Origin of the sequence: Peteryoungia algae, from assembly GCF_030369675.1 — a bacterium.
GTDB classification, from domain to species: domain Bacteria; phylum Pseudomonadota; class Alphaproteobacteria; order Rhizobiales; family Rhizobiaceae; genus Allorhizobium; species Allorhizobium algae.
The window spans coordinates 2,184,157-2,204,083 of record NZ_CP128477.1; the positions used below are offsets into that span (position 1 = coordinate 2,184,157).

Genomic DNA, 19,927 nt, shown 5'->3' on the forward strand with positions numbered 1-19,927 from the left:
CAGCGCGACTGTTGCAAAGCCGTCCCCGAGCGCATGCCGGCGGGCAACTTGCGGAATCTCGGACGCATTCCAGGTGGAGAAGTCCGCTCCCTCCTTATAAAAAAAGGTCCGCCCGAAGGCGGACCAGGGGATTGGCCTTTGGCAGGGCCGGGAGGAGCTTTAACTGGCGGCCTTGACGGACGCCGGGAGGTCGAGGGTGCGCCAGTCGATGCGCCGTTCGAGAGCCTGGCCGTTGGCGTCGAACAGATGGCAGTCGCCAGCCATGATGCCTGTTGTCATAGGCTGTTCGGGACGCACCGGGGCAGAGCCAGGGAGCAGCGCGCAGTAAGGCTCGCCATTTGGCAAGGCCGCATAGGCGATGGTATTGATGCCAAGCCGCTCGATGACGGCGGGCGTCACCATGATGTTGATGTCACCATCGCTGAGACGTGTGTGTTCGGGGCGAATACCGAGCGTCAGCGTCTGGCCGACAAGATCGGAGCGCCCGTCGACCGGGATCAGCGCCGTCTGGCCTTCATAAGAAATAGTGACCCCGATGGCATCGACACCGACACAGGTGACCGGCACGAAGTTCATCTTGGGATTACCGATAAAGCCGGCAACGAAGGTGTTTTGCGGCTTGTGATAGAGTTCGAGCGGCGCGCCTACCTGGGCGATGTTGCCGGCATTCAGCACCACGATCCGGTCTGCCATGGTCATGGCCTCGATCTGATCATGGGTGACGTAGACCATCGTTGCTTCGAGGTCGCGGTGCAGTTTGGTCAGCTCGATGCGCATGTCGGCACGAAGCGCCGCATCGAGGTTGGAGAGCGGCTCGTCGAAGAGGAAGATCTTCGGTTCGCGCACGATGGCCCGGCCGATCGCGACACGCTGGCGCTGGCCGCCGGAAAGCTGGCCGGGACGCTGCTGCAGGCGCTGATCAAGCTGCAGGATCTTCGCGACAGCCCCCACTTTCTCGCGGATCGTCGCCTCGGAGAGCTTCTCGACGCGCAGTGGAAAGGCAATATTCTCGAAGACCGACATATGCGGGTAAAGCGCATAGGACTGGAAGACCATGGCGATGCCGCGCTCGACAGGCGGCTTGTCGTTGACACGCTCGCCATCGATCACGATGTCACCATCGGTTGTGTCGTCGAGACCCGCGATCATGCGGAGCAGCGTGGACTTGCCACAGCCCGATGGCCCGACGAAAACGACGAACTCACCGTCATTCACCTCGAGATCGACACCCTTGATGACCTCGAAATGCCCGTACGACTTGCGCACCTTTTTCAGAAATAGCTGACCCACGACCCTTAGTCTCCACTGCCGGTCCGTCGTTGACCGGCCAAATATGCCTGATGAAATCCGCGGGCCGGACCCGGCCCGCGGAGCCTCGGTCGCCCGAGATTATTTGTACTGCTCGAGATCAGCTGCAGCCTTCTTCAGCGCATCGGCCGGCTCGGTCTTGCCGGTGACGACCGACTGGACCATCTCGATCATGACGTTCTGGAAGCCCTTGTAGTCGGTGAAGAGGGGCTCGGGACCGCCATAGGCGATGCCGTCAATGAAAGGCTTCCAGAAAGGCTCGTTGGTGACGAACTGGTCGACGACCGCACCTGGGCGCAGCGGGGTGAGGCCAGCGCCGCCCTGCAGCTCGTATTCGTGCTGGATATCGGTCGAGGTGATGTACTTGGCGAACTCGATCGCCTTTTCCTCGACGCCCGAACCGGAGAAGATCGCCAGGCTGTCGGTGATCAGCAGTGTGCCTTCACCCTGGGCCGATGGGCCGCGCGGCAGCGGGGCGACACCCCAGTTGATCTTCGTGTCTTTCAAACGATAGGCGGCGCCCGAACCCGACTGGATCATACCGACCTTGCCGTCGAGGAAGATGGCGCGGATTTCGTTCTGCTCGTACGCGGTCGCACCCTCGACGGAGTAAGGTGTGATATCCTTGTAAGCTTGGAGCGCTGCAAGTACTTCCGGGCTGTCGATGACGATCTTGTCGCCGTCGATGACCTTGCCATTGTTGGTGTAAACCCAATGCATGAACTGGTGCATCGTGTTGTCGAAGGTCTTGGCGGGCAGACCGTAGCCGGCGACGCCAGCCTTTTCCGTGATCTGCTTGGCAAACTCGATCTCTTCAGCCCAGGTCTTCGGCGGGGTTTCCGGATCGAGGCCGGCAGCCTTGAACAGATCCTTGTTCCAGTAGAGTGCCTTGGTCGAGAAGGCGACGGGAACACCCCACTGCGTGTCTTCAAAGGTCACTGTTTCGACGATGTTCGGGTAGTAGGAGGCTTTCTCCTCATCCGTCATCGGAACCGGAACGATCAGTTCGTTCTGGGCGAATTCCTTCAGCGTGCGCGAGCCGACATAAGCCATGGCAACGGGCGTACCGGCGACGGCAAGCGTCGTGGCCTTGTCCTGGCACTGTTCCCAGCCGACGACCTCGGGCTTGACCTTCCAGCCTTCGTTCTTGCCTTCCCATTCGGCGATGTACTTCTCGTGGATCGGGTCGATCTTGTCGCCGCAATAGATCCAGCTGATCTCCTGGTCAGCCGCAAGCGTGGTGAGCGCGGAGCTGGCGAGCAGGGCAAACGAGCCTGCGAGCATGGTCAGTTTTCTTGTCATCGATAGTTCCCCTTTGTTGACAGGTTGAAAGCGTCCGGTTGACCCGAATTTTGTTGGCAGCCCTACTTCACCGCACCGGCGGTAAGCCCGCTGACGAGGTAGCGTTGCAGGAAGAAGATCACGATCATGGCAGGCGCGATCCCGACGAAGCTCGCCGCCATCAGCTCGTTCCAGATGACCTCCTGACGGCCGAAATAGGCAAAAAGCCCGATCGGCAGCGGCATGTATTCGGTCTTGGAATTGAAGGTCAGGGCGAAGATGAACTGCTGGGCATAGGCGCCGATGAAGGTGGTGATGGCGACGACGGCGATGCCCGGCATTGCGAGCGGCAGAACGACCCGACGGAACGTATAGAAATAGCTGGCACCATCGACATAGGCTGCTTCTTCCAGCTCGCGTGGGATGCGCATCATATAGGTGCGCAAGAGCCAGATGGCGGTCGGGATGAGGAAGGCGACACCCGGCACGATCATGGCAAAATAGGTGTTGAGGACCCCCATCGAGCGCATCAATCGGAAGAGCGGGATAAGCAGCACCGCGCCCGAGAACATGTTGACGGCGAGGAAGGCCCCGAGCAATTGCCCCCGGCCGCGAAACTCGAACCGGGCGAAGGCGTAGGAAGCCGGCACGACAAGCAGCAGCACGACAAGGGTCGCGATCGTCGAGATGAAGAAGGAGTTGAAGATGTATCGCGCAAAGCCTGGCACGCTGTCCCACATCGTGATGTAGGCGTCGAACGAACCATTCTCCGGGAAGAACCGATAGGGCGAGGAGAAGAGCTGGCTGAGCGGCTTTAGCGACACCAGGAAACCTTCGACGAAGGGCGCGAGCACAAAGGTCAGGAACACGGCGATACCTGCATAGATGCCGACCAGTTCATACCAACGATAGCGGTTGATCAGGGCTGTCTTGTCGTAGCTCATCGTGCATGCTCCTGCGAAAGACGGCTGGTCACACGAAAATAGGCGACGCAGAAGATCGAGAGGAAGATACAGATCAGGACCGCCCGGGCAGCACCCTCGCCGTATTTCTTGGACCCGATCGCCGTGTGATAGGTGTCGATGATCATTGTCGTGGTCTCGCCGCTCGGGCCACCGCGCGTGAGGATCCAGATGATGTCGAAGGAGTTGAAGGTGGAGATCAGCGAAATCATCGACATGGTGATCATGGCGGGCAGGATCAGCGGCAGGGTGATCCGGCGAAAGCGGTAGAAGCGCCCCGCGCCATCGGTCCATGCGGCTTCGTACAGATCCTGCGGGATCGCCTGCATGGCGGCGAGCATGTAGAGCGTCACCATGGGCACGCCGATCCACACATCCGTGAAGATCGTCGCCCAGAAGGCCGTCGAGCCATAGGCGAGGAAGGCAACCGGACCATCGACCACGCCGGTCCGTTGCAGGACGCCGGAAATCATCCCGAACTGGCCGTTATACATCCAGCCCCACATGAAGATGCCGATCGCCATGGGTACGATCCATGGTGGCATGGTCAGCACGCGGAAGAGCGTACGACCCGGCACGGCCGTGTTCAGCATGGCAGCCCCGAAGGTGCCGATGATCATCTTGATCGACACCGAGAAGAAGGTCCAGATAAACGTCCTGACGATGACGGTCGCGAAGGTGTCGTTGAAGATCTTCTCGTAATTCACCCAGCCCACCCAGTTCGTCGTCTTCCTGAGCGACGCGTCCGTGAATGAGAGAATGAAGGTATCGACCAGCGGATAGGCTACGATGGCCGTGATATAGAGAAGGGCCGGCGCGATCAGCAGCCAGGCGAAGGTGATGGCGCTTTGGCGAGCTTGCATCCGACCGCTCCCTTATGCCGAACGCGCGCGGGCGGAAACGCCGGCGGGTCCATGAAGGCATGCATCGAACTTTTCCCAGACGGGTTTCAGATCGACAACCTTGCGGCCGAGGCGGGCCTCGTCCATGGCAAGGGCGAGCATGCCGGCTTCGAGCGCATCGATTGCAGACACCGGCTGCTTTGCCCCCGAATTGACGAAGGCGATGACGTCTTCGGCCATCTGCTCATCGGCGCCGTAATGCTGGGAAAGCGCGGAAGGCGCCTTGTAGGTGTTGGCGATGACCTTCTCATTGGTGTGGGCGTCATGCACATCCATGAAACCACGCACGAAATCGCCTTCCGCCATGCCCTTGGATCCGATCACGCAGAAGCGGCGGAATTCGTCCGGCACATTGAGATTGGTATGGAAGGTCATCGACACCCCGTTCTCGTATTCCACGATGGCAGTCTGGTAATCGATGATGTCGCCGTCGCTGTCGAAGACCTTGTCGGAGCCCTGCCAGCCGCTCGGCTTGCGGTGATAGACATTGAGGTCGTTGATACCGGCGGCCTCGGGCGCATTCTCCGGCACGAAGCTCTTGCGGCCGCCAAAGCTTGCGACGAAACGCGGACGGGCACCGACCACGCCGTTGTAGAGATCGAGGTCGTGGCAGCATTTTTCCAGCATGAAACCACCGGCATATCGGCCGTAACGGCGCCAGTCGCGCATGAAGAAGGCACCGTGATAGGGCTGAATGTGCTCGGAAGCTTCGATCGACACGACATTGCCGAGACGCCCCTCCTCCTGCGCCTTGCGCAGATCGCGATAGAGCGGGGAATACCGCAGAACCAGGCCGACGAGCAGCCGGTCATGTCCATGCGTGTGGAGCAGCGAGGCCAGCGCATAGCTCTCCTCGATGCTGGTGACGATGGGTTTTTCCGTGAAGACTGTGAGCCCTGCTTCGAGACCGAGACGAATATGCTCCAGATGCATGTGGTTCGGCGACCCGATCATCAGGAGGTCGAAGCTTTCGCCTGCGATGAGCGCCTCGGGGGTGTCATAGGCTTTGCCGGGGGAAATACCGTATTCATCGAGCGTCGGCATGCCGGCCGGAGCCGGATCGACATAACCAACGATCTCGAAGCTCGGATCAATCTCCCTGAACACCCGACCCAGATATCCGAGACGGAATCCGAGTCCGATAATCGCGACCTTCATGATACATTCCCCTGCTTTCGTAATTATTTTTCGCAGACTGCGTCACTTTTCCAAGATCGTCAACACAGGAAGCGAAAATCCCAGCATTGATGAAAATTGTTTTCATGACCGTTCGCGATACTGGATGAAGATCTGGCACTCCGCTTCCCAGCCACAGCAGAAACCTCACGGGCATGCCAGCGCAAAGGATTTGGATTGTGATCTTCCCCAATCGTTAATTTAAGATACCAAAACTAGTCCAATCGTAAAGCTGAGCTCGCCGAAAATCTTTGAAAAACGCGCAAAATGCTGTTTTCACGGCGAAATTTCTAAAACGCCTCAGAAATCAGGTCAGAGCTTCAAAACCATTTGCGAAATAGGTCTCTGGTTGGTATTGTATCGCAAAGACCAACGCCGGGACGGAAGCATGCAGAAGTTGATGAGGATTGCCGTCGCTGCCATCTGCTTGCAGCCACGCCATCGCTGGGGCAGATTTGCCGCATGAGCACAGCCCTCCCCCTTGAACAGCTCCAGATGGTGCGCGGCGGACCGCTTTATGTGAAGCTCCGCAAGATGATCGAAGACGCCGTCGCCTCGGGGCGCCTGAAGCACGGCGACGCCCTGCCGGCAGAACGCGACATTGCCGAAGCGGCAGACATCAGCCGCGTGACTGTGCGCAAGGCGATCGACGAACTGGTGGAAGAAGGCCTGCTCGTTCGCCGCCGCGGCTCCGGGACCTTTGTGGTCAAGCCCGTCCCGCGCATGCAGCAGCCGCTCAGTCAGCTCACCTCCTTCACCGAGGACATGCGCCGGCGCGGCATGGTCGCAGGCTCCCGCTGGCTGGGGCGCGGCCTGTTTTATCCCACGGCCGAAGAAACCATGATGCTGGGCCTTGTCGGCGGCGCGCGCGTCGCGCGGATCGACCGCTTGAGAACCGCCAATGACATGCCGATCGCATTGGAACGCACCAGTCTGCCGGACGACCTTCTGCCCGATCCGGAAAAAATAGAGGATTCCCTCTACCTCTGCCTGCTCGATGCCGGTATCCGGCCCGTCCGCGCCAATCAGCGTATTTCCGCCGTTCTGCTGAAGGACGAGGAAACCAAGCTGCTCGGTGTCCCGCCGGGCTCTGCGGCACTGTCAGTGCAGCGCATCGCCTATCTCGAAACCGGTCGCGTGATGGAAATGTCGCGCGCCCTTTATCGCAGCGACGCCTATGATCTGGTTGCCGAACTCGGCATCGGCTCGCCCATGAAGCCCCAAGACTGAAAGCGCGTACCATGACCACCAAGATGCGTGAGGAGATCAACGAGATCCCCGCAGCCGCCGCCCGTTTGCTGGACAGCTCGAAATCCGTGATATCAGACGCGGCGAACGCATTGCGCGACAAGGATCCCGCCATCGTGGTGACGATTGCCCGCGGCTCGTCCGATCATGCGGCATATTTCCTGAAATATGCGATCGAGCTGCAGATGGGCCTGCCGGTCGCCTCGCTCGGTCCCTCCCTCGCCTCGATCTACGAGGCTCCGATGAAGCTCGGCAGCGCGGCCGCCTTTGCCGTGTCCCAATCCGGCGCCAGCCCCGATATCGTGGCCATGGCCAAGGGCGCCCGCGACGGCGGCGCCACGACGATCAGCCTGGTGAACACGCTCCCCTCGCCGCTGGCGGACGCGGCGACATTCGCCATCGACATCAAGGCGGGGCCGGAGATCGCGGTGGCTGCGACCAAGTCCTACGTGAATTCGATCATCGCGGGGCTTGCAATCCTCGCGAGCTGGAGCCGCGACGTAGCGCTCACTCGCGCTGTCGAGGCCCTGCCCGAGCATTTCGAACAGGCCCTCGGCCTCGACTGGACCGCGTTGCTCGAGCCGCTAAAATCGGCCGACTCTCTCTACATGCTCGGTCGCGGACCCACGCTGGCGATTGCCGCTGAAGCGGCCCTGAAATGCAAGGAAACCTGCGAACTGCATGCCGAAGCCTATTCCTCGGCAGAAGTGCTGCACGGCCCGGTCTCGATCGTTGGCCGCAACTTTCCCGTCGTTGCCTTTGCGGCAAGGGACATGGCCGAGGCCTCGATCGCCGGAACTGTCTCGAAGCTCGCGGCCAGCAATGCCACCTGCTTCATCACATCGGACCAGGCGACGGCCGGGCACAAGCTGCCGATCATCGCAACGGGCCATCCGATCACGGATGCGCTGGCTCTGATCGTTCCCTATTATGGCTTCATCGAATCCCTCTCCCGTGCGCGCGGTTTCAATCCCGACAAGCCAGTCGCGCTGAAGAAAGTCACCGAGACACAATGACGTCCGCCTTCGCCATCACCGCACGCCGCATCTTTGATGGGCACATGTTCCACGAGGATGCTGCACTCCTGGTCGAGAACAGCCGGGTGAAGGCTGTTCTCGCCAGAGCGGATTTGCCCGGCGGCATGATGCACCACGATGCCGGCGATGCACTGATCACCCCAGGCTTCATCGACCTCCAGGTCAATGGTGGCGGTGGCGTGCTCTTCAACAACGATCCCACGGTGCCGGGCATCCGCACGATCTGCGAGACCCATGCTCGTTATGGCACGACCGCGCTGATGGTCACGCTGATCACCGATGCACCGGAACTCAAGAGAGAAGCGATCGCCGCCGGCGCGGCCGCAGCCGCAGCGGGAGAGCCCGGCTACCTCGGCCTTCATCTCGAGGGTCCGCATCTGTCGATTGCCCGCAAGGGCACGCATGATCCGGCCCTGATCCGCCCGATGACCGAAGCCGATCTCGCCTATCTTCTCGAACAGGTACCGCGTTTCGGCATACCGATGATCACGATTGCCCCCGAGAGCGTGACGCCGGATCAGGTCCGGCGTCTGGTTCAGGCCGGCTACCGGGTGAGCCTCGGCCACACCGATACCAGCTGCAGTGACGTTGCGGCTTACATCAAGGCGGGCGCCACCCTCGTCACCCACCTCTTCAATGCCATGAGCCAGCTCGGCAACCGCGAGCCTGGCCTTGTCGGCGCTGCCCTTGCTTCCCCCTCCCTGCATTGCGGCCTCATTGCCGATGGCTTCCATGTCGATCCGGTCACCATGAAGATCGCGCTCGCCGCAAAGACAGGGCCCGCCCATATTTTTCTGGTCACCGATGCCATGTCGACCATCGGCACGGGGGAGAACGGCTTCGACCTGAACGGCCGAACCGTTTACCGCCGTGATGGCCGGCTGACGCTCGCCGACGGAACGCTGGCCGGTGCGGACATCGACATGCTCTCCTGCGTCCGCTACGTGCGCGAACAGCTTGGGCAGCCGCTGGAAGAGGCGCTGCGCATGGCCTCGCTCTATCCGGCCGAAGCGATCGGCGCCCCGAGCAAGGGCAGCCTCACTGCCGGCAAGGATGCCGATTTCGTCGTGCTCGGTGCAGACCTCGACATCAGATCCACCTGGATTGCAGGCACCTGCGTCCATACTGCTGACACCAAGCCGAGCTGGGCCTTCGCATGATCGTCTGCTTCGATATCGGCGGCACGGCCATCAAGGGCGCCATGGCAACAAGCCGCGAGGACATCCGTCCCTTCCCGCGCCAGCCGACTCCCATTCATGATTTCGACGCCTTCGTCACCACACTCGCCTCCGTCATTGCGGAAGCCGAAGCACTCGCTGGCAAGCGCGCTGCCTGCATCGCAATCTCGATTGCGGGCGTGATCGACCCGGACACCGCGAACGCCGTCGTCGCCAATATCCCTTGCATCCACGGACGGCCGCTGCAGGCCGATCTCGAAGCCGCCTTGGGCCTCCCGGTGATCGTCGCAAACGACGCGGACTGCTTCGTTCTCGCCGAAGCCGGCATTGGGGCGGCCCGCGGTCATCGTGTCGTGTTCGGCGTGATCCTCGGCACCGGCGTCGGCGGTGGCCTCGTCATCGACGGCAAGCTGATCAACGAGAGCGGCTTTGCCGGCGAATGGGGACACGGTCCGATCCAGCCGACAGAGGCCGGCTCTCCACCAATCCGCGTGCCGCGCTTCCAGTGTGGCTGCGGCCAGATTGGCTGCATCGACGCGGTCTGCAGCGCCAGAGGCCTCGAGAAACTACACAAGCATATCCATGGCAAACATCTGACCAGTGAGCAGATAATCACCGACTGGCAGAAGGGGGAGGCCATGTCCGAGCGCACGATCGACGTTTACGTCGACATCCTCACGGATGCGCTTTCGGTCGTCGTCAACGTCACCGGCACGACCATTTTACCCGTCGGCGGCGGCCTTTCAAATGTGCCGGCACTTCTGGCACGCATCGATACGGCCCTGCGTGCGCGCATTCTGCGCAAATTCAAGGACCCGATCGTCGTTCCTGCCGCCTGCGGCGTGGAGCCGGGCCTCATCGGGGCCGCGATCCTGGGGCTCGACTTCGCCAAAGAGCATGGAGGAGGCTGAGAATGGCTACGGACATGCTCGTGAAACTCTACGATCTGCAGCCAAACCCCGACCTCGACAGGCGCATGCATGCCGAAGGCGTGACGATCCGGCGCGCGCTCGTGCCGGAACTCTCGGGGATCTGTGCCTGGATCGAGCCGCGTTTCGGCGCCGGCTGGGCAGCCGAGGCGACGGCAGCAATCATGCGCCAGCCCGTCACCTGCTGGATTGCCCATGAAGGCGAGACCCTGCTGGGCTTTGCCTGCCACGAGGCAACGATGAAGGGGTTCTTCGGTCCAACCGGTGTGGACGAGAATGCCCGAGGTCGGGGCATCGGCCATGCGCTGCTGATCCGCACCCTTCTCGACATGCGCGACCAGGGTTACGGTTATGCCATCATCGGCGGTGCCGGCCCCGAGGGTTTTTATGAGAGGAGCGTGGGTGCAATCGCAATTCCCGGCTCGTCGCCCGGCATCTACAAGGACATGCTGCCGCTTGCCGCACCGGCAGGCATGACGGACTGAAGCACCTCAGCCGAAGTCCGATGTCGGGGGATGCCGACGCCCGGGCACATTGAGGCCGATCTCGGACCTGTCGGTGGCAGAAACCCCGATGCGCAAGAATGCACTCGCCCTCTGAACCCACCAGCCCGGCCTGGAACTAGCCGGACCACTCCGCCACCATCCGGTCATGTTCGATGGTTTCGAGCATGGCATTTCGCGCTCCGGCTTCGTCGCCATATTCGATCCGGTTCACCAGGAGCCGGTGCTTGTCGAGGATCGCGTCCAGCACACAAGCGTCAGGAGCAGTCATCAGTGCCTTGTAGGCCAGCGCATGCGCGAGCTCGATGACACCGTAAAGCGCCCGCACGAATGGATTGTGAGCGGCGTCCGCGATGATCCGGTGCAACTCGAAATCGGCAAGCGCGAAGTTCTGTAGGGAGCCCAGCGAGGTCTCCATCTGGTGGATCCAGTAGAGCATCAGGCGGATCTGGTCCGCCGTGCGGCGTCTGGCAACTTCAGCTGCCGCCTGCGGTTCCATCGAGCGGCGCACCTCATGCAGGCCGGAGAGAAACTCCGGGTCTAGCGGCGCTTCGAGATGCCAGGCCAGCACCTGAGGATCGTAGAGGTTCCAACGGCTTTTCTTGGCAACCTTGGTGCCGACTTTTGGCCTTGCTTCGAGCAAGCCCTTGGCCTCCAGGGTCTTCAATGCCTCGCGCAGAACCGTACGCGACACCTCGAACTCTTCCATGAATTTGGCGTCATTCGGAAGGGTCGTCCCAACGGGATAGCGACCGGAGATGACCCCGGCCCCGATCTCGTTGATGACATGCGAATGATAGTTACGCGCCGTCAACCGCCCTGACAGGGAGCGAAGAAGGCTCCCCGGCTCGCTCATGCAGGGGCCTTCTTCAGGCGCGTACGCCCGGTCTGTGCGGTAAACACCAGCTTCTGGAGCAGGATGAACATGAACAGCAGGAACCCGATGGCGATTTTAGTCCACCAGCTGGAGAGCGTCCCGTCGAAGACGATATAGGTCTGGACGAGGCCCTGCAGCATGACCCCGATCAGGGTTCCGAAGATGAAACCGTAACCGCCCGTCAACAGGGTCCCGCCTATCACTACGGCTGCAATCGAGTCAAGTTCGATACCCACCGCCGCCAGCGGATAGCCGGCCGAGGTGTAGAGCGAATAGACGATGCCCGCGAGCCCGCCCAGGAAGGACGACAGCGCATAGATGCCGACCGTTACCCGCCCGGTCGGCACCCCCATCAGCGACGCCGAATTGATGTTGCCGCCGATGGCATAGACATAGGAGCCGAACCGCGTCTTGTGGGCGATAAAACCGAAGACGAGGAAGGTGCAAAGCATCAGCAGTCCGATGAAGCTCAGGCGGCCGCCACCGGGCAGCCGGTAGTAGAGGCTGGAGATCGTCCGGTAGAACTCGTGGTCGATCGGGATCGAATCCTGGCTGAGCACCGAGGCCAGACCGCGCGCCAGGAACATGCCGGCCAGCGTCACGATGAAGGGGGGCACCTGCAGAAAGTGAATGACCGCTCCCATGGAGGCCCCGAAGGTGGCCGCAAGCGCAAGCACGATCGCAAAGACCGCCAGCGGATGGATGCCGACCCAGGAGATCAGGATGGCCGTGATGACCCCCGTCAGGCCGATCACCGCGCCGACCGATAGATCGATGCCGCCGGAAATGATGACAAAGGTGGCGCCGACGGCGGCGATGCCGAGAAAGGCGTTGTCCGTCAGGAAGTTTCCGAACACCCTGGTCGACCACATGGCCGGGAACTGGAAAATGCAGATGGCATAGGCGACCACGAAGATGAGGGTGGTCGCAGCGAGTGGGCGATAACGCGGATTCATCGTGCCTGTCCCGAAGTTTGGCCTGAGGTCTTGGGGGGTGTTGTCGCAACGGCCTGGCGCGGACCGAACTTGCGGCCGAGCAGATGGGCGATCCGGGCCGACTGCAGCACCAGGATGATGATGATCATGCCGGCCTTGACGATCAGGTTGAACTCCGGCGGGAAGCCCGAGACGAGCACGCCTGTGTTCATCGCCTGGATGATGATCGCGCCGAGCACCGACATCGGGATCGAGAAGCGTCCGCCAAGCAACGAAGTGCCACCGATGACGACCGCGAGGATGGCGTCGAGTTCGAGCCAGAGACCGGCATTATTGGCATCTGCCCCGCGGATGTCCGCAGCGGCGATAATCCCCGCTGTCGCCGCACAGAAGCCGCCGAAGGCATAGATGCAGAGAATGAAAATCTTGCTGCGCAGCCCGGTGTAATTGGCGGCGGAAAGATTAATGCCGATGGCCTCGATGAACAGACCGATCGCCGTGCGCCGCATCACAAGATGGACGAAGAGCATCAAGACGATGGCGATCACGGCCGGCATGGGCAGACCGAAGAGATTGCCGGTGCCCACGAAGATCAAGGCCGGGTCGGAAAAGGTGACGATCGACCCCTCCGTGATCAACTGTGCCACCCCGCGCCCGGCCACCATGAGTACCAGCGTGGCGACAAAGGGCTGGATGCCGAGATAGGCGACGAGAATGCCGTTCCACATGCCGCACAGGATCCCGACGGCAAGGGCAGAGAAAAGGGTGACGATCAGCGGCTGGCCGGCAACCGCACAGGTCGCGGCAACCGCGCCGGCCACCGCCATGACCGCACCGACCGAGAGATCCACGCCCTTGGTAGCGATGATCGCGGTCATCCCGATCGCAAGGATCGCGACGGGGGCGCCACGGTTCATGACGTCGATCAGGCTGCCGAACAGGCGCCCGTCCTGCCAGGTGATGTTGAAGAAGCCGGGAAAGACAAGCCAGTTGAAGAACAGCACGCCGGCGAGCGCCAACAGCTGCGGAGAAATGATACGGGACATTGAAAGCCTTTTCATGCCTCGGCCTCCGCCGGAAGGGCGGCGATGGTCTGGACAATGACGCCGGGCGTGATATCGGCGCCATGCAGTTCTGCGACCATCTTGCGATCGCGCATGATGACGACGCGCGAGGAATAACTGACGATCTCGTCGAGCTCGGACGATATGACGACGAGTGCGAGACCGTCTTCACGCAACCGGCTGATCATGCGGACGATTTCGGCGTGGGCGCCGACATCGATACCGCGCGTCGGTTCGTCGAGGATCAGGAAGCGCGGATCGGTGGCGAGCCAGCGGGCAAGGATAACCTTCTGCTGGTTTCCGCCGGACAGGAGCTTGACGGGTAGCTCGGCCGATGCCGTGCGGATGTCGAGCGCCTCGATAAAGTCGCCGGCGATCTCCAACTGCTCGTCACGGTTCAGTGCCTTGAACCAGCCCAGCCGCGCCTGCATGGCGATGACGATGTTCTCGCGGACCGAGAGATCACCGAATATGCCGTCGATCTTGCGGTCTTCCGGACAAAAGCCGAAGCCGAGCTCCACCGCATCGCGCGGATTGCGCACCTGCCGTGTCGCGCCGTCGATCTTGAGCGAACCACTGTCGGCATGGTCGATACCGAACATCAGCCGTGCCATTTCCGTGCGTCCGGAACCAAGGAGACCGGCAACACCGACGACTTCACCGCGGTGGATCTTCAAATCGAAGGGTTGAACACTGTTGGAAAGCCCGAACCCCTCGAACTCCATCAGCGTCTCGCCCACCTCGCCCTCTTCGCCCAGCACCTCGGGATGATGGAAGGCCAGATCCTTGCCAAGCATCATGCGCACGAGGCTGGTGCGGTCGAGCGAGGCGATGGCCTCTGTCCCGACGAGGCGCCCATTGCGCAGGACCGTCACGCGATCCGACAGCTCGAAAACCTGATCGAGAAAATGGGTTATGAAGACGATGGCAAGGCCACGATCACGCAACTGGCGGACGATGCCGAAGAGCTTTTCGACCTCGGAACGATCAAGGCTCGCGGTCGGCTCGTCGAGGATCAGAACCTTGCCGGAGAGTTCGACGGCGCGTGCAATCGCGATGATCTGCTGGACAGCGACGGAAAAGGTCGAAAGTTCGGCCTTCACGTCGATATCGAGGCCATAGCTCGTCAGGATCTCGCGAGATTTCCGCTCCATGTGGCGCTTGTCGACCAGACCGAAGCGGTTGGTCGGCTGGCGACCGATGAACAGATTGTCGATGACGGTCATGTTGGGCAGGAGGTTGACCTCCTGATAGACCGTGCCGATGCCGAGCGCCTGGGCCTGCTGTGGCGTGGTAAAATGGACGGTTTCGCCATCGACGGAAATCGTCCCGCCATCGGGAATATACGCTCCCGTCAGGATCTTGATCAGCGTCGATTTTCCGGCACCGTTCTCACCGAGAAGCGCATGCACCTCGCCGCGATGAAATGCGATGTCGACGTCCGCGAGCGCCGTGTGATTGCCGAATGTCTTGGTGATGCCCGCCGCCGCAAGCACGATCGATGGATGCTTGGTCATTGCCTCTTCCCCCTCTCCCACGAAGCTACCCCCTGCTGACGCCGGGAGAAAGCGACAGCGACCCCGCCACGAGTATTTGGCGGGGTCCTGCCGGGAGGGTTACCTTAGTAACCGAGGCCCTTGCGGTTGTCATACTCGCCCTGCGGATTGTCGGCAGGCGTGTAGAGCTTGGATTCCGTGATGATGAACTTCTCCGGCTGCTTGCCGTCCTTCATGAAGGCATCGATCGCATCGAAGGCAGGTCCTGCCATATTCGGGGTCAGTTCCACGGTCGCATTGGCTTCGCCAGCAACCATGGCGGCGAAGATATCCGGAACAGCGTCAATCGACACGACCAGAATGTCTGTACCCGGCTTCAGCCCGGCATCCTTGATTGCCTGGATGGCACCGACGGCCATGTCGTCGTTATGGGCATACATCGCGCAGATGTCCTTGCCGCCATTTTCAGCTTTCAGGAAGCCTTCCATGACTTCCTTACCCTTGGCGCGTGTGAAATCGCCGGTCTGGCTGCGGGCAATGCTGATATTCGCCTTGCCAGCAATGGCTTCTTCAAAGCCCTTCTTGCGGTTGATGGCAGGCGTCGAACCGACGGTGCCCTGCAGTTCAACGACCTTGCACGGCTTGTCGCCGACGGTGTTGACCAGCCATTCGCCTGCAACACGACCTTCCTTCACCTGGTCGGATGCGACAGAGGTCAGGTAGAGATCCTGCGGAGCATCGACGCCGCGGTCGAGCAGGATGACCGGGATCTCGGCTTCCTTGGCTTCCGTCAGAACATCTTCCCAGCCGGTTGCGACGACGGGAGCAACGAGGATGGCGTCAACGCCCTGAGCGATGAAGCCCCTGATAGCCTTGATCTGGTTTTCCTGCTTCTGCTGTGCGTCGGCAAACTTCAGTTCGATGCCGCGCTTTTCAGCTTCCTGCTTGGTGACGGATGTTTCAGCAGCGCGCCAGCCCGATTCAGAACCGATCTGCGAGAAGCCGACGGTGAGGTCTGCCGCCAGGGCAGACGAGCAGCCGAGTGCAATCACGCTTGCGCTGAGCGCAAGCTTGCGAAGAAATGTCATGATGTCCTCCCTTGAAAAGACACCGCCTCCACGGTGCCTGCCGTTATGCATAGGCAACGGCTCAACCGCTGTAAAGAGAAAAAGTACTATTATATGTTGTGCACTGCAGCATAGACTTGCGACACGCCCCTGATGCATGCCACTCTACTTCAAGATGCCAAAAGTTAATATCCATTCACTGCGATGCTGAACGGTCGTCCGCGAAAGGCCGAAGGATGCTTGAAGTTTAGCCAAAGGGCATAACCTCCCTAAAAATCGCAATATCTTATTAACCACGTTTCTTTACAACTTCGACTGCACGATTCCTGTGCCTTGCATGAGCAATTCCGGCTCCCGATACACGAACCAGGAATACACCATGGCAGTAATCACTTTCGCAAACACGAAAGGCGGCGCAGGCAAGACGACCGCAGCCCTTCTGCTCGCCACCGAACTCCTGCATCAGAATCATCGCGTTTGCGTTCTGGACGCCGACCCGCAACGGTGGTTCTCGCGCTGGCAGGAAGGTGCACCACTCATTCCACGCCTGTCTGTCGAGACCTATGTCTCCGCCTCAACCATACAAAAGATCGTCCACGAACGTCGGCAGGAATGGGATTTCGTCATCATCGACCTTCCCGGCATCCAATCCCCGCTTCTCGCTTCCGCAGTCGGCCTCTCCGACCACGTCATCGTTCCGATCCAGGGCAGCAGCATGGATGCGCAAGGCGGCGCGCAGGTTCTCGATCTGCTGCGCTATCTCGACCGCAAGGCCGGTATTTGCATCCCCCATTCGGTCGTGCTTTCCAGGGTCAACCCCGCCATAACCACGCGTTCGATGACGGCCGTGAAACGGCTTCTGGCCGAGCAGCAGATCAATGTTCTCGATACGCCGATCGCCGAAAGGGCAGCCTTCCGGGAGATGTTTGACCTCAATCGCCCCCTGCGCAAGCTTGAGGGCACGACGACGAGCGGCGGCGAAAAGGCAATCCGCAACGCAGAAGCCTTTGCCGCTGAAATTCTCACCTTGGTCACGCCCGGCAAGACCCAGGACCGATCCTTGGTGAGCCGGCGGAATATGGCCCGTTACGAAACGGCTGCCTGACGCCTTTCGAAACAAGTTGGATTGTCGTCCTGAATGGAGGCCCGGCGCTCGCCGGCGGACAGGAAGCCGGGCTACCAGTCCTGTCCGGAGCGAGCCGGCTGGTCACCTGTTGCGAGACCGAGAAGTCAGCCCACAAAAACCATATCAATTGCGGATATAGCGGCGTCGTCCAGAAGACCCTTGAGGGTCTCCGCTGACGGGATGAGATCGCATGTCTTCGTGGCCGCTGCTGATGCGCCGCATCACGTCACGAATTTGGACAAAAGACTGACGGGAGATCGGGCGCAATTGTCGCCCTGAAAGGAAACGGGGCTTCAATCGCCCCGCCCCGAATGATCAGGCTGCCATGCCCCAGGAAGAAGGATCATCCTCGCCAAACATGCGCTCGAGGCTGAGGAAGCAGATCATGCTCTTGTCATGCGCGATGATACCGTCGGAAAAGGCGGCACTTGGGCCGGTCGCGGCTGGAAGCGGCTGCAGCGTGCTGCCGGCGACGGTCAGAATGTCCGATACGCCATCGACGAGAAGGCCGACCGTCATGCCATTGACTTCAGTGACGACCACGGCGCTGCGTTCCGTCGCCTGCGCCGCCGGCATGCCAAGCTTGACCGCCAGATCGACGATCGGGATGACCGTGCCGCGCAGGTTCATCACGCCGAGGACTTCGTAGGGAGAATGGGGGATCGGCGTCACCGGTGCCCAGCCACGGATTTCGCGGATGGAGGTCGTCTTGACACAGAATTCCTGCTGGTGAAGGCGAAAAGCGATGATCTCGAGGGCATCTGTGGCATTCGACGTCGTGTTCATCTGCAATTCTCCTCGGCAAGCCCGACCGGCTGGCACCTTGTCACGATGATGATCGCCCGGTTGGACCGGCGTGCAATCCTGAGTCTGCAACTCGGAATCAATCTAGCCCACCAGCAATTAAATAATTTCTAAATCAACGCATAGATTCTGCCATATACGTCAACCGGATGACGATTCCCGCGCAACCATCTGATAATGCGCCATCTGTCCGGCGCTCCACCAGAAGAACTCGGTGAGCAATCCTCCGTCGACATCCTCGATCCGGCCGTTCTGGATGCTGAAGAGACCACGTTTCACGGAGGGCGTCAGGACATTGCCCACGTGCTGGCGGGAGACCTGAAAACGCTGCGAAAGAGCATCATAGCTCAGCTGAAGGTCCCAGCTTTCGCCTCCGGATCGGGAGAGATGAGCGCCAATCACGGCGCACAGAATGAGATAACCACTATCCCGGCCGGAGAAATCGACGATTGTCGGAAAGGGAGCGAAAAGCACGTCCTTGGTCAGGATGGCATCCATCGATCGCGCGAGAAGATCACCCATCCGTAAAGGATCAACGGCCATCCAGTCATGCAACGCATGCTGTTCGAGCAGAGCGGACGACGCGAGGAAGGCCAGGGGCGAGCGCGCGATCTTGAGGATCAGCGCTTCAGTCGGGCGAAGGATCAGTTCGCGCCGATCGCTCGGATTTTGTTCGGCTGTGACATAGCCGCCTGCCCTCAGGCCTGCAATCAGATCGCTGGCTTGCCGCCCGCTGCCCGGCACGACGCTCTTGAGCAGGGTCATCGTCGGCGCCGGGCCGATCCCAAGGTCGAAACGCCCCGCAAGTGCTATCAGCATGTAGCAGGTGATGTAGCGCGTTTTCTGGGCGAAGATCTTGTTTGCCGGCCAGCGAAAGTCGTTCGGTTCGACCATTCTGCGGCAGTAGGCGAGCACTGCACGCTCATAGCCCGGGCGTGCGAGAAGCGGCATGGCGGCCTGCCAGACCGGCTCCTGGAGGTGTTCTTCGACACCGCCGTAAACGATGCGTGGATTGCCTGCAAAGTGTTCTGTATGCATCTGATCCATTGCCGCCGCTCCTCGATTGACGGACATAGGAGAACAAATCGCCGGCTGCGTCGAGCCCTGGCCTTGTGCGCTGCCTCACCGAGCCCAACTGCAGGCAGTTGGGGATCCGCGCAAATCAGGCCCGCTTGGCAAGGTCGTAGGCAGCGATACAGCGCATGCCGGAGGCACAATAGGCGAGAACCGGGCCAGTTTGCCTGGAGAGCAGATCCCTGAGTTGGCGCGCCTGATCGAAAGAGAGCGATCCGGGAACAACAGGCAGGTAATGTGCTTCCAGCCCGACACCGCGCGCAGCTTCCTCCACTTCCTCGAAGGAGGGCTGGAAAAAGCCTTCCTTGTCCGGACGCATGCAGATCACGGTCTTGAAGCCCAGATCTGCGAATTCGCGCAGTTGCGAAGGTTTGATCTGGCCGGTGACATGAAAACTGGGATCGATGCTGCGAATGCTCATGCAGGGCTCCTTCGAGAGATAAATGCGGACGCGAGGCTGTCAACGCACAATACATAGTATTTTTATTATATTTATGGTGCCCACGCGGCATGTCAACACTTGCCAGCACTGATTAATGATATACATTCGTATCTATGAAGATTGATCCTGAACAGATGAAGCTTGGTGCCGATATGGCCAGCGAACTCCTGAAGTCGCTATCGAACCGGTATCGCCTGCTGATCCTCTGCCGCCTCGCTGATGGCGAGCATTCCGTCGGCCAACTGGCGGAATTCCTTGGGATTCGCGACAGTACCGTCTCCCAGCATCTGGCACTCCTGCGTCGCGAGAAGATCATTGCGGGGCGGCGTGACGGCCAGACAATCTGGTATCGGATTGAGAGCGAACCGGCCCGCGCCGTGATTGGCACCCTCTACGACAGTTTCTGCAAGACCTCGGATTGCGTCACCTGACAGCCGCGACCATGGAATGAGCCCCGCCTCCGCTTGACTTCCGCTTGCCCATTATCTACGTATTGTCGTAGATATGTACATTAAGGA

The 19,927-nt window shown here is 60.6% G+C and carries 20 protein-coding genes; 7 read left to right on the forward strand and 13 right to left on the reverse strand.

The genetic code is table 11. The features are described from left to right. Positions 1–159: 159 nt before the first annotated feature. The 5 genes from QTL56_RS10585 to QTL56_RS10605 all read right to left on the reverse strand — a co-directional run bounded on the left by QTL56_RS10585 (position 160) and on the right by QTL56_RS10605 (position 5,611). The gene (locus tag QTL56_RS10585; RefSeq protein ID WP_280640718.1) at positions 160–1,290 is read right to left on the reverse strand and encodes an ABC transporter ATP-binding protein; all 1,131 of its coding nucleotides are present in this window, start codon (positions 1,288–1,290) and stop codon (positions 160–162) included. 99 nt (positions 1,291–1,389) lie between these two features. Beyond that, positions 1,390–2,610, reverse strand: coding sequence for an ABC transporter substrate-binding protein (locus QTL56_RS10590; RefSeq protein WP_229574776.1), 1,221 nt, complete (start codon positions 2,608–2,610; stop codon positions 1,390–1,392). Between the two features lie 62 nt (positions 2,611–2,672). Further along, positions 2,673–3,533, reverse strand: a complete 861-nt coding sequence (locus QTL56_RS10595; RefSeq protein WP_229574777.1) for a carbohydrate ABC transporter permease — start codon at positions 3,531–3,533, stop codon at positions 2,673–2,675. After that, positions 3,530–4,414 (reverse strand): carbohydrate ABC transporter permease, encoded by an 885-nt coding sequence (locus QTL56_RS10600; protein WP_229574778.1) that lies wholly within the window; start codon positions 4,412–4,414, stop codon positions 3,530–3,532. The genes QTL56_RS10595 and QTL56_RS10600 overlap by 4 nt, the downstream gene beginning before the upstream one ends. Positions 4,415–4,426: 12 nt before the next feature. After that, positions 4,427–5,611, reverse strand: coding sequence for a Gfo/Idh/MocA family protein (locus QTL56_RS10605; RefSeq protein WP_245135775.1), 1,185 nt, complete (start codon positions 5,609–5,611; stop codon positions 4,427–4,429). Positions 5,612–6,091: 480 nt separating this feature from the next. Between QTL56_RS10605 and QTL56_RS10610 the strand changes: the two genes are divergently transcribed. The 5 genes from QTL56_RS10610 to QTL56_RS10630 are packed head-to-tail and all read left to right on the forward strand — an operon-like array spanning position 6,092 to position 10,506. Continuing rightward, a complete protein-coding gene (locus QTL56_RS10610) occupies positions 6,092–6,859 on the forward strand; it encodes a GntR family transcriptional regulator (RefSeq protein ID WP_245135773.1) in 768 nt (255 codons plus the stop codon). Between the two features lie 11 nt (positions 6,860–6,870). Beyond that, a complete protein-coding gene (locus tag QTL56_RS10615) occupies positions 6,871–7,893 on the forward strand; it encodes an SIS domain-containing protein (protein WP_245135771.1) in 1,023 nt (340 codons plus the stop codon). After that, positions 7,890–9,074 carry an N-acetylglucosamine-6-phosphate deacetylase gene (gene nagA, locus QTL56_RS10620; protein ID WP_245135769.1) on the forward strand — a complete coding sequence of 395 codons (1,185 nt, stop codon included), beginning with the start codon at positions 7,890–7,892 and terminating at the stop codon, positions 9,072–9,074. The genes QTL56_RS10615 and nagA overlap by 4 nt, the downstream gene beginning before the upstream one ends. Beyond that, on the forward strand, positions 9,071–10,003 hold the full coding sequence (locus tag QTL56_RS10625; RefSeq protein WP_245135767.1) for an ROK family protein: 933 nt from the start codon (positions 9,071–9,073) through the stop codon (positions 10,001–10,003). Before nagA ends, QTL56_RS10625 begins: the two co-directional genes overlap by 4 nt. A gap of 2 nt (positions 10,004–10,005) precedes the next feature. Next, positions 10,006–10,506 carry a GNAT family N-acetyltransferase gene (locus tag QTL56_RS10630; RefSeq protein WP_245135764.1) on the forward strand — a complete coding sequence of 167 codons (501 nt, stop codon included), beginning with the start codon at positions 10,006–10,008 and terminating at the stop codon, positions 10,504–10,506. Between the two features lie 136 nt (positions 10,507–10,642). Here QTL56_RS10630 and QTL56_RS10635 read toward each other — a convergent pair whose 3' ends face one another. The 5 genes from QTL56_RS10635 to ytfQ form a co-directional block, all read right to left on the reverse strand. After that, positions 10,643–11,380, reverse strand: a complete 738-nt coding sequence (locus tag QTL56_RS10635; protein WP_245135763.1) for a FadR/GntR family transcriptional regulator — start codon at positions 11,378–11,380, stop codon at positions 10,643–10,645. After that, positions 11,377–12,357, reverse strand: coding sequence for a galactofuranose ABC transporter, permease protein YjfF (gene yjfF / locus QTL56_RS10640; protein WP_229574786.1), 981 nt, complete (start codon positions 12,355–12,357; stop codon positions 11,377–11,379). The genes QTL56_RS10635 and yjfF overlap by 4 nt, the downstream gene beginning before the upstream one ends. Further along, complete coding sequence (locus QTL56_RS10645; protein ID WP_245135762.1) at positions 12,354–13,397, reverse strand: ABC transporter permease; 1,044 nt, start codon at positions 13,395–13,397, stop codon at positions 12,354–12,356. The genes yjfF and QTL56_RS10645 overlap by 4 nt, the downstream gene beginning before the upstream one ends. Then, complete coding sequence (locus tag QTL56_RS10650; protein WP_245135761.1) at positions 13,394–14,917, reverse strand: sugar ABC transporter ATP-binding protein; 1,524 nt, start codon at positions 14,915–14,917, stop codon at positions 13,394–13,396. Before QTL56_RS10650 ends, QTL56_RS10645 begins: the two co-directional genes overlap by 4 nt. A gap of 104 nt (positions 14,918–15,021) precedes the next feature. After that, positions 15,022–15,984, reverse strand: coding sequence for a galactofuranose ABC transporter, galactofuranose-binding protein YtfQ (gene ytfQ, locus QTL56_RS10655; protein ID WP_229574789.1), 963 nt, complete (start codon positions 15,982–15,984; stop codon positions 15,022–15,024). Between the two features lie 358 nt (positions 15,985–16,342). Here ytfQ and QTL56_RS10660 point away from each other — a divergent pair, with 358 nt between their 5' ends. After that, the gene (locus QTL56_RS10660) at positions 16,343–17,068 is read left to right on the forward strand and encodes an AAA family ATPase (RefSeq protein ID WP_245135760.1); all 726 of its coding nucleotides are present in this window, start codon (positions 16,343–16,345) and stop codon (positions 17,066–17,068) included. Positions 17,069–17,404: 336 nt separating this feature from the next. On the opposite strand, the gene QTL56_RS10665 is transcribed toward QTL56_RS10660, so the two are convergent. The 3 genes from QTL56_RS10665 to QTL56_RS10675 all read right to left on the reverse strand — a co-directional run bounded on the left by QTL56_RS10665 (position 17,405) and on the right by QTL56_RS10675 (position 19,388). Continuing rightward, the gene (locus QTL56_RS10665) at positions 17,405–17,875 is read right to left on the reverse strand and encodes a chemotaxis protein CheW (RefSeq protein WP_229574791.1); all 471 of its coding nucleotides are present in this window, start codon (positions 17,873–17,875) and stop codon (positions 17,405–17,407) included. Between the two features lie 159 nt (positions 17,876–18,034). Then, complete coding sequence (locus QTL56_RS10670; RefSeq protein WP_245135758.1) at positions 18,035–18,940, reverse strand: MarR family transcriptional regulator; 906 nt, start codon at positions 18,938–18,940, stop codon at positions 18,035–18,037. A gap of 115 nt (positions 18,941–19,055) precedes the next feature. Then, positions 19,056–19,388, reverse strand: coding sequence for a protein tyrosine phosphatase family protein (locus QTL56_RS10675; RefSeq protein ID WP_245135756.1), 333 nt, complete (start codon positions 19,386–19,388; stop codon positions 19,056–19,058). 134 nt (positions 19,389–19,522) lie between these two features. Here QTL56_RS10675 and QTL56_RS10680 point away from each other — a divergent pair, with 134 nt between their 5' ends. Next, entirely contained in the window at positions 19,523–19,840 is a 318-nt protein-coding gene (locus QTL56_RS10680; protein ID WP_229574794.1) for an ArsR/SmtB family transcription factor, read from the forward strand. Positions 19,841–19,927: the final 87 nt, after the last annotated feature.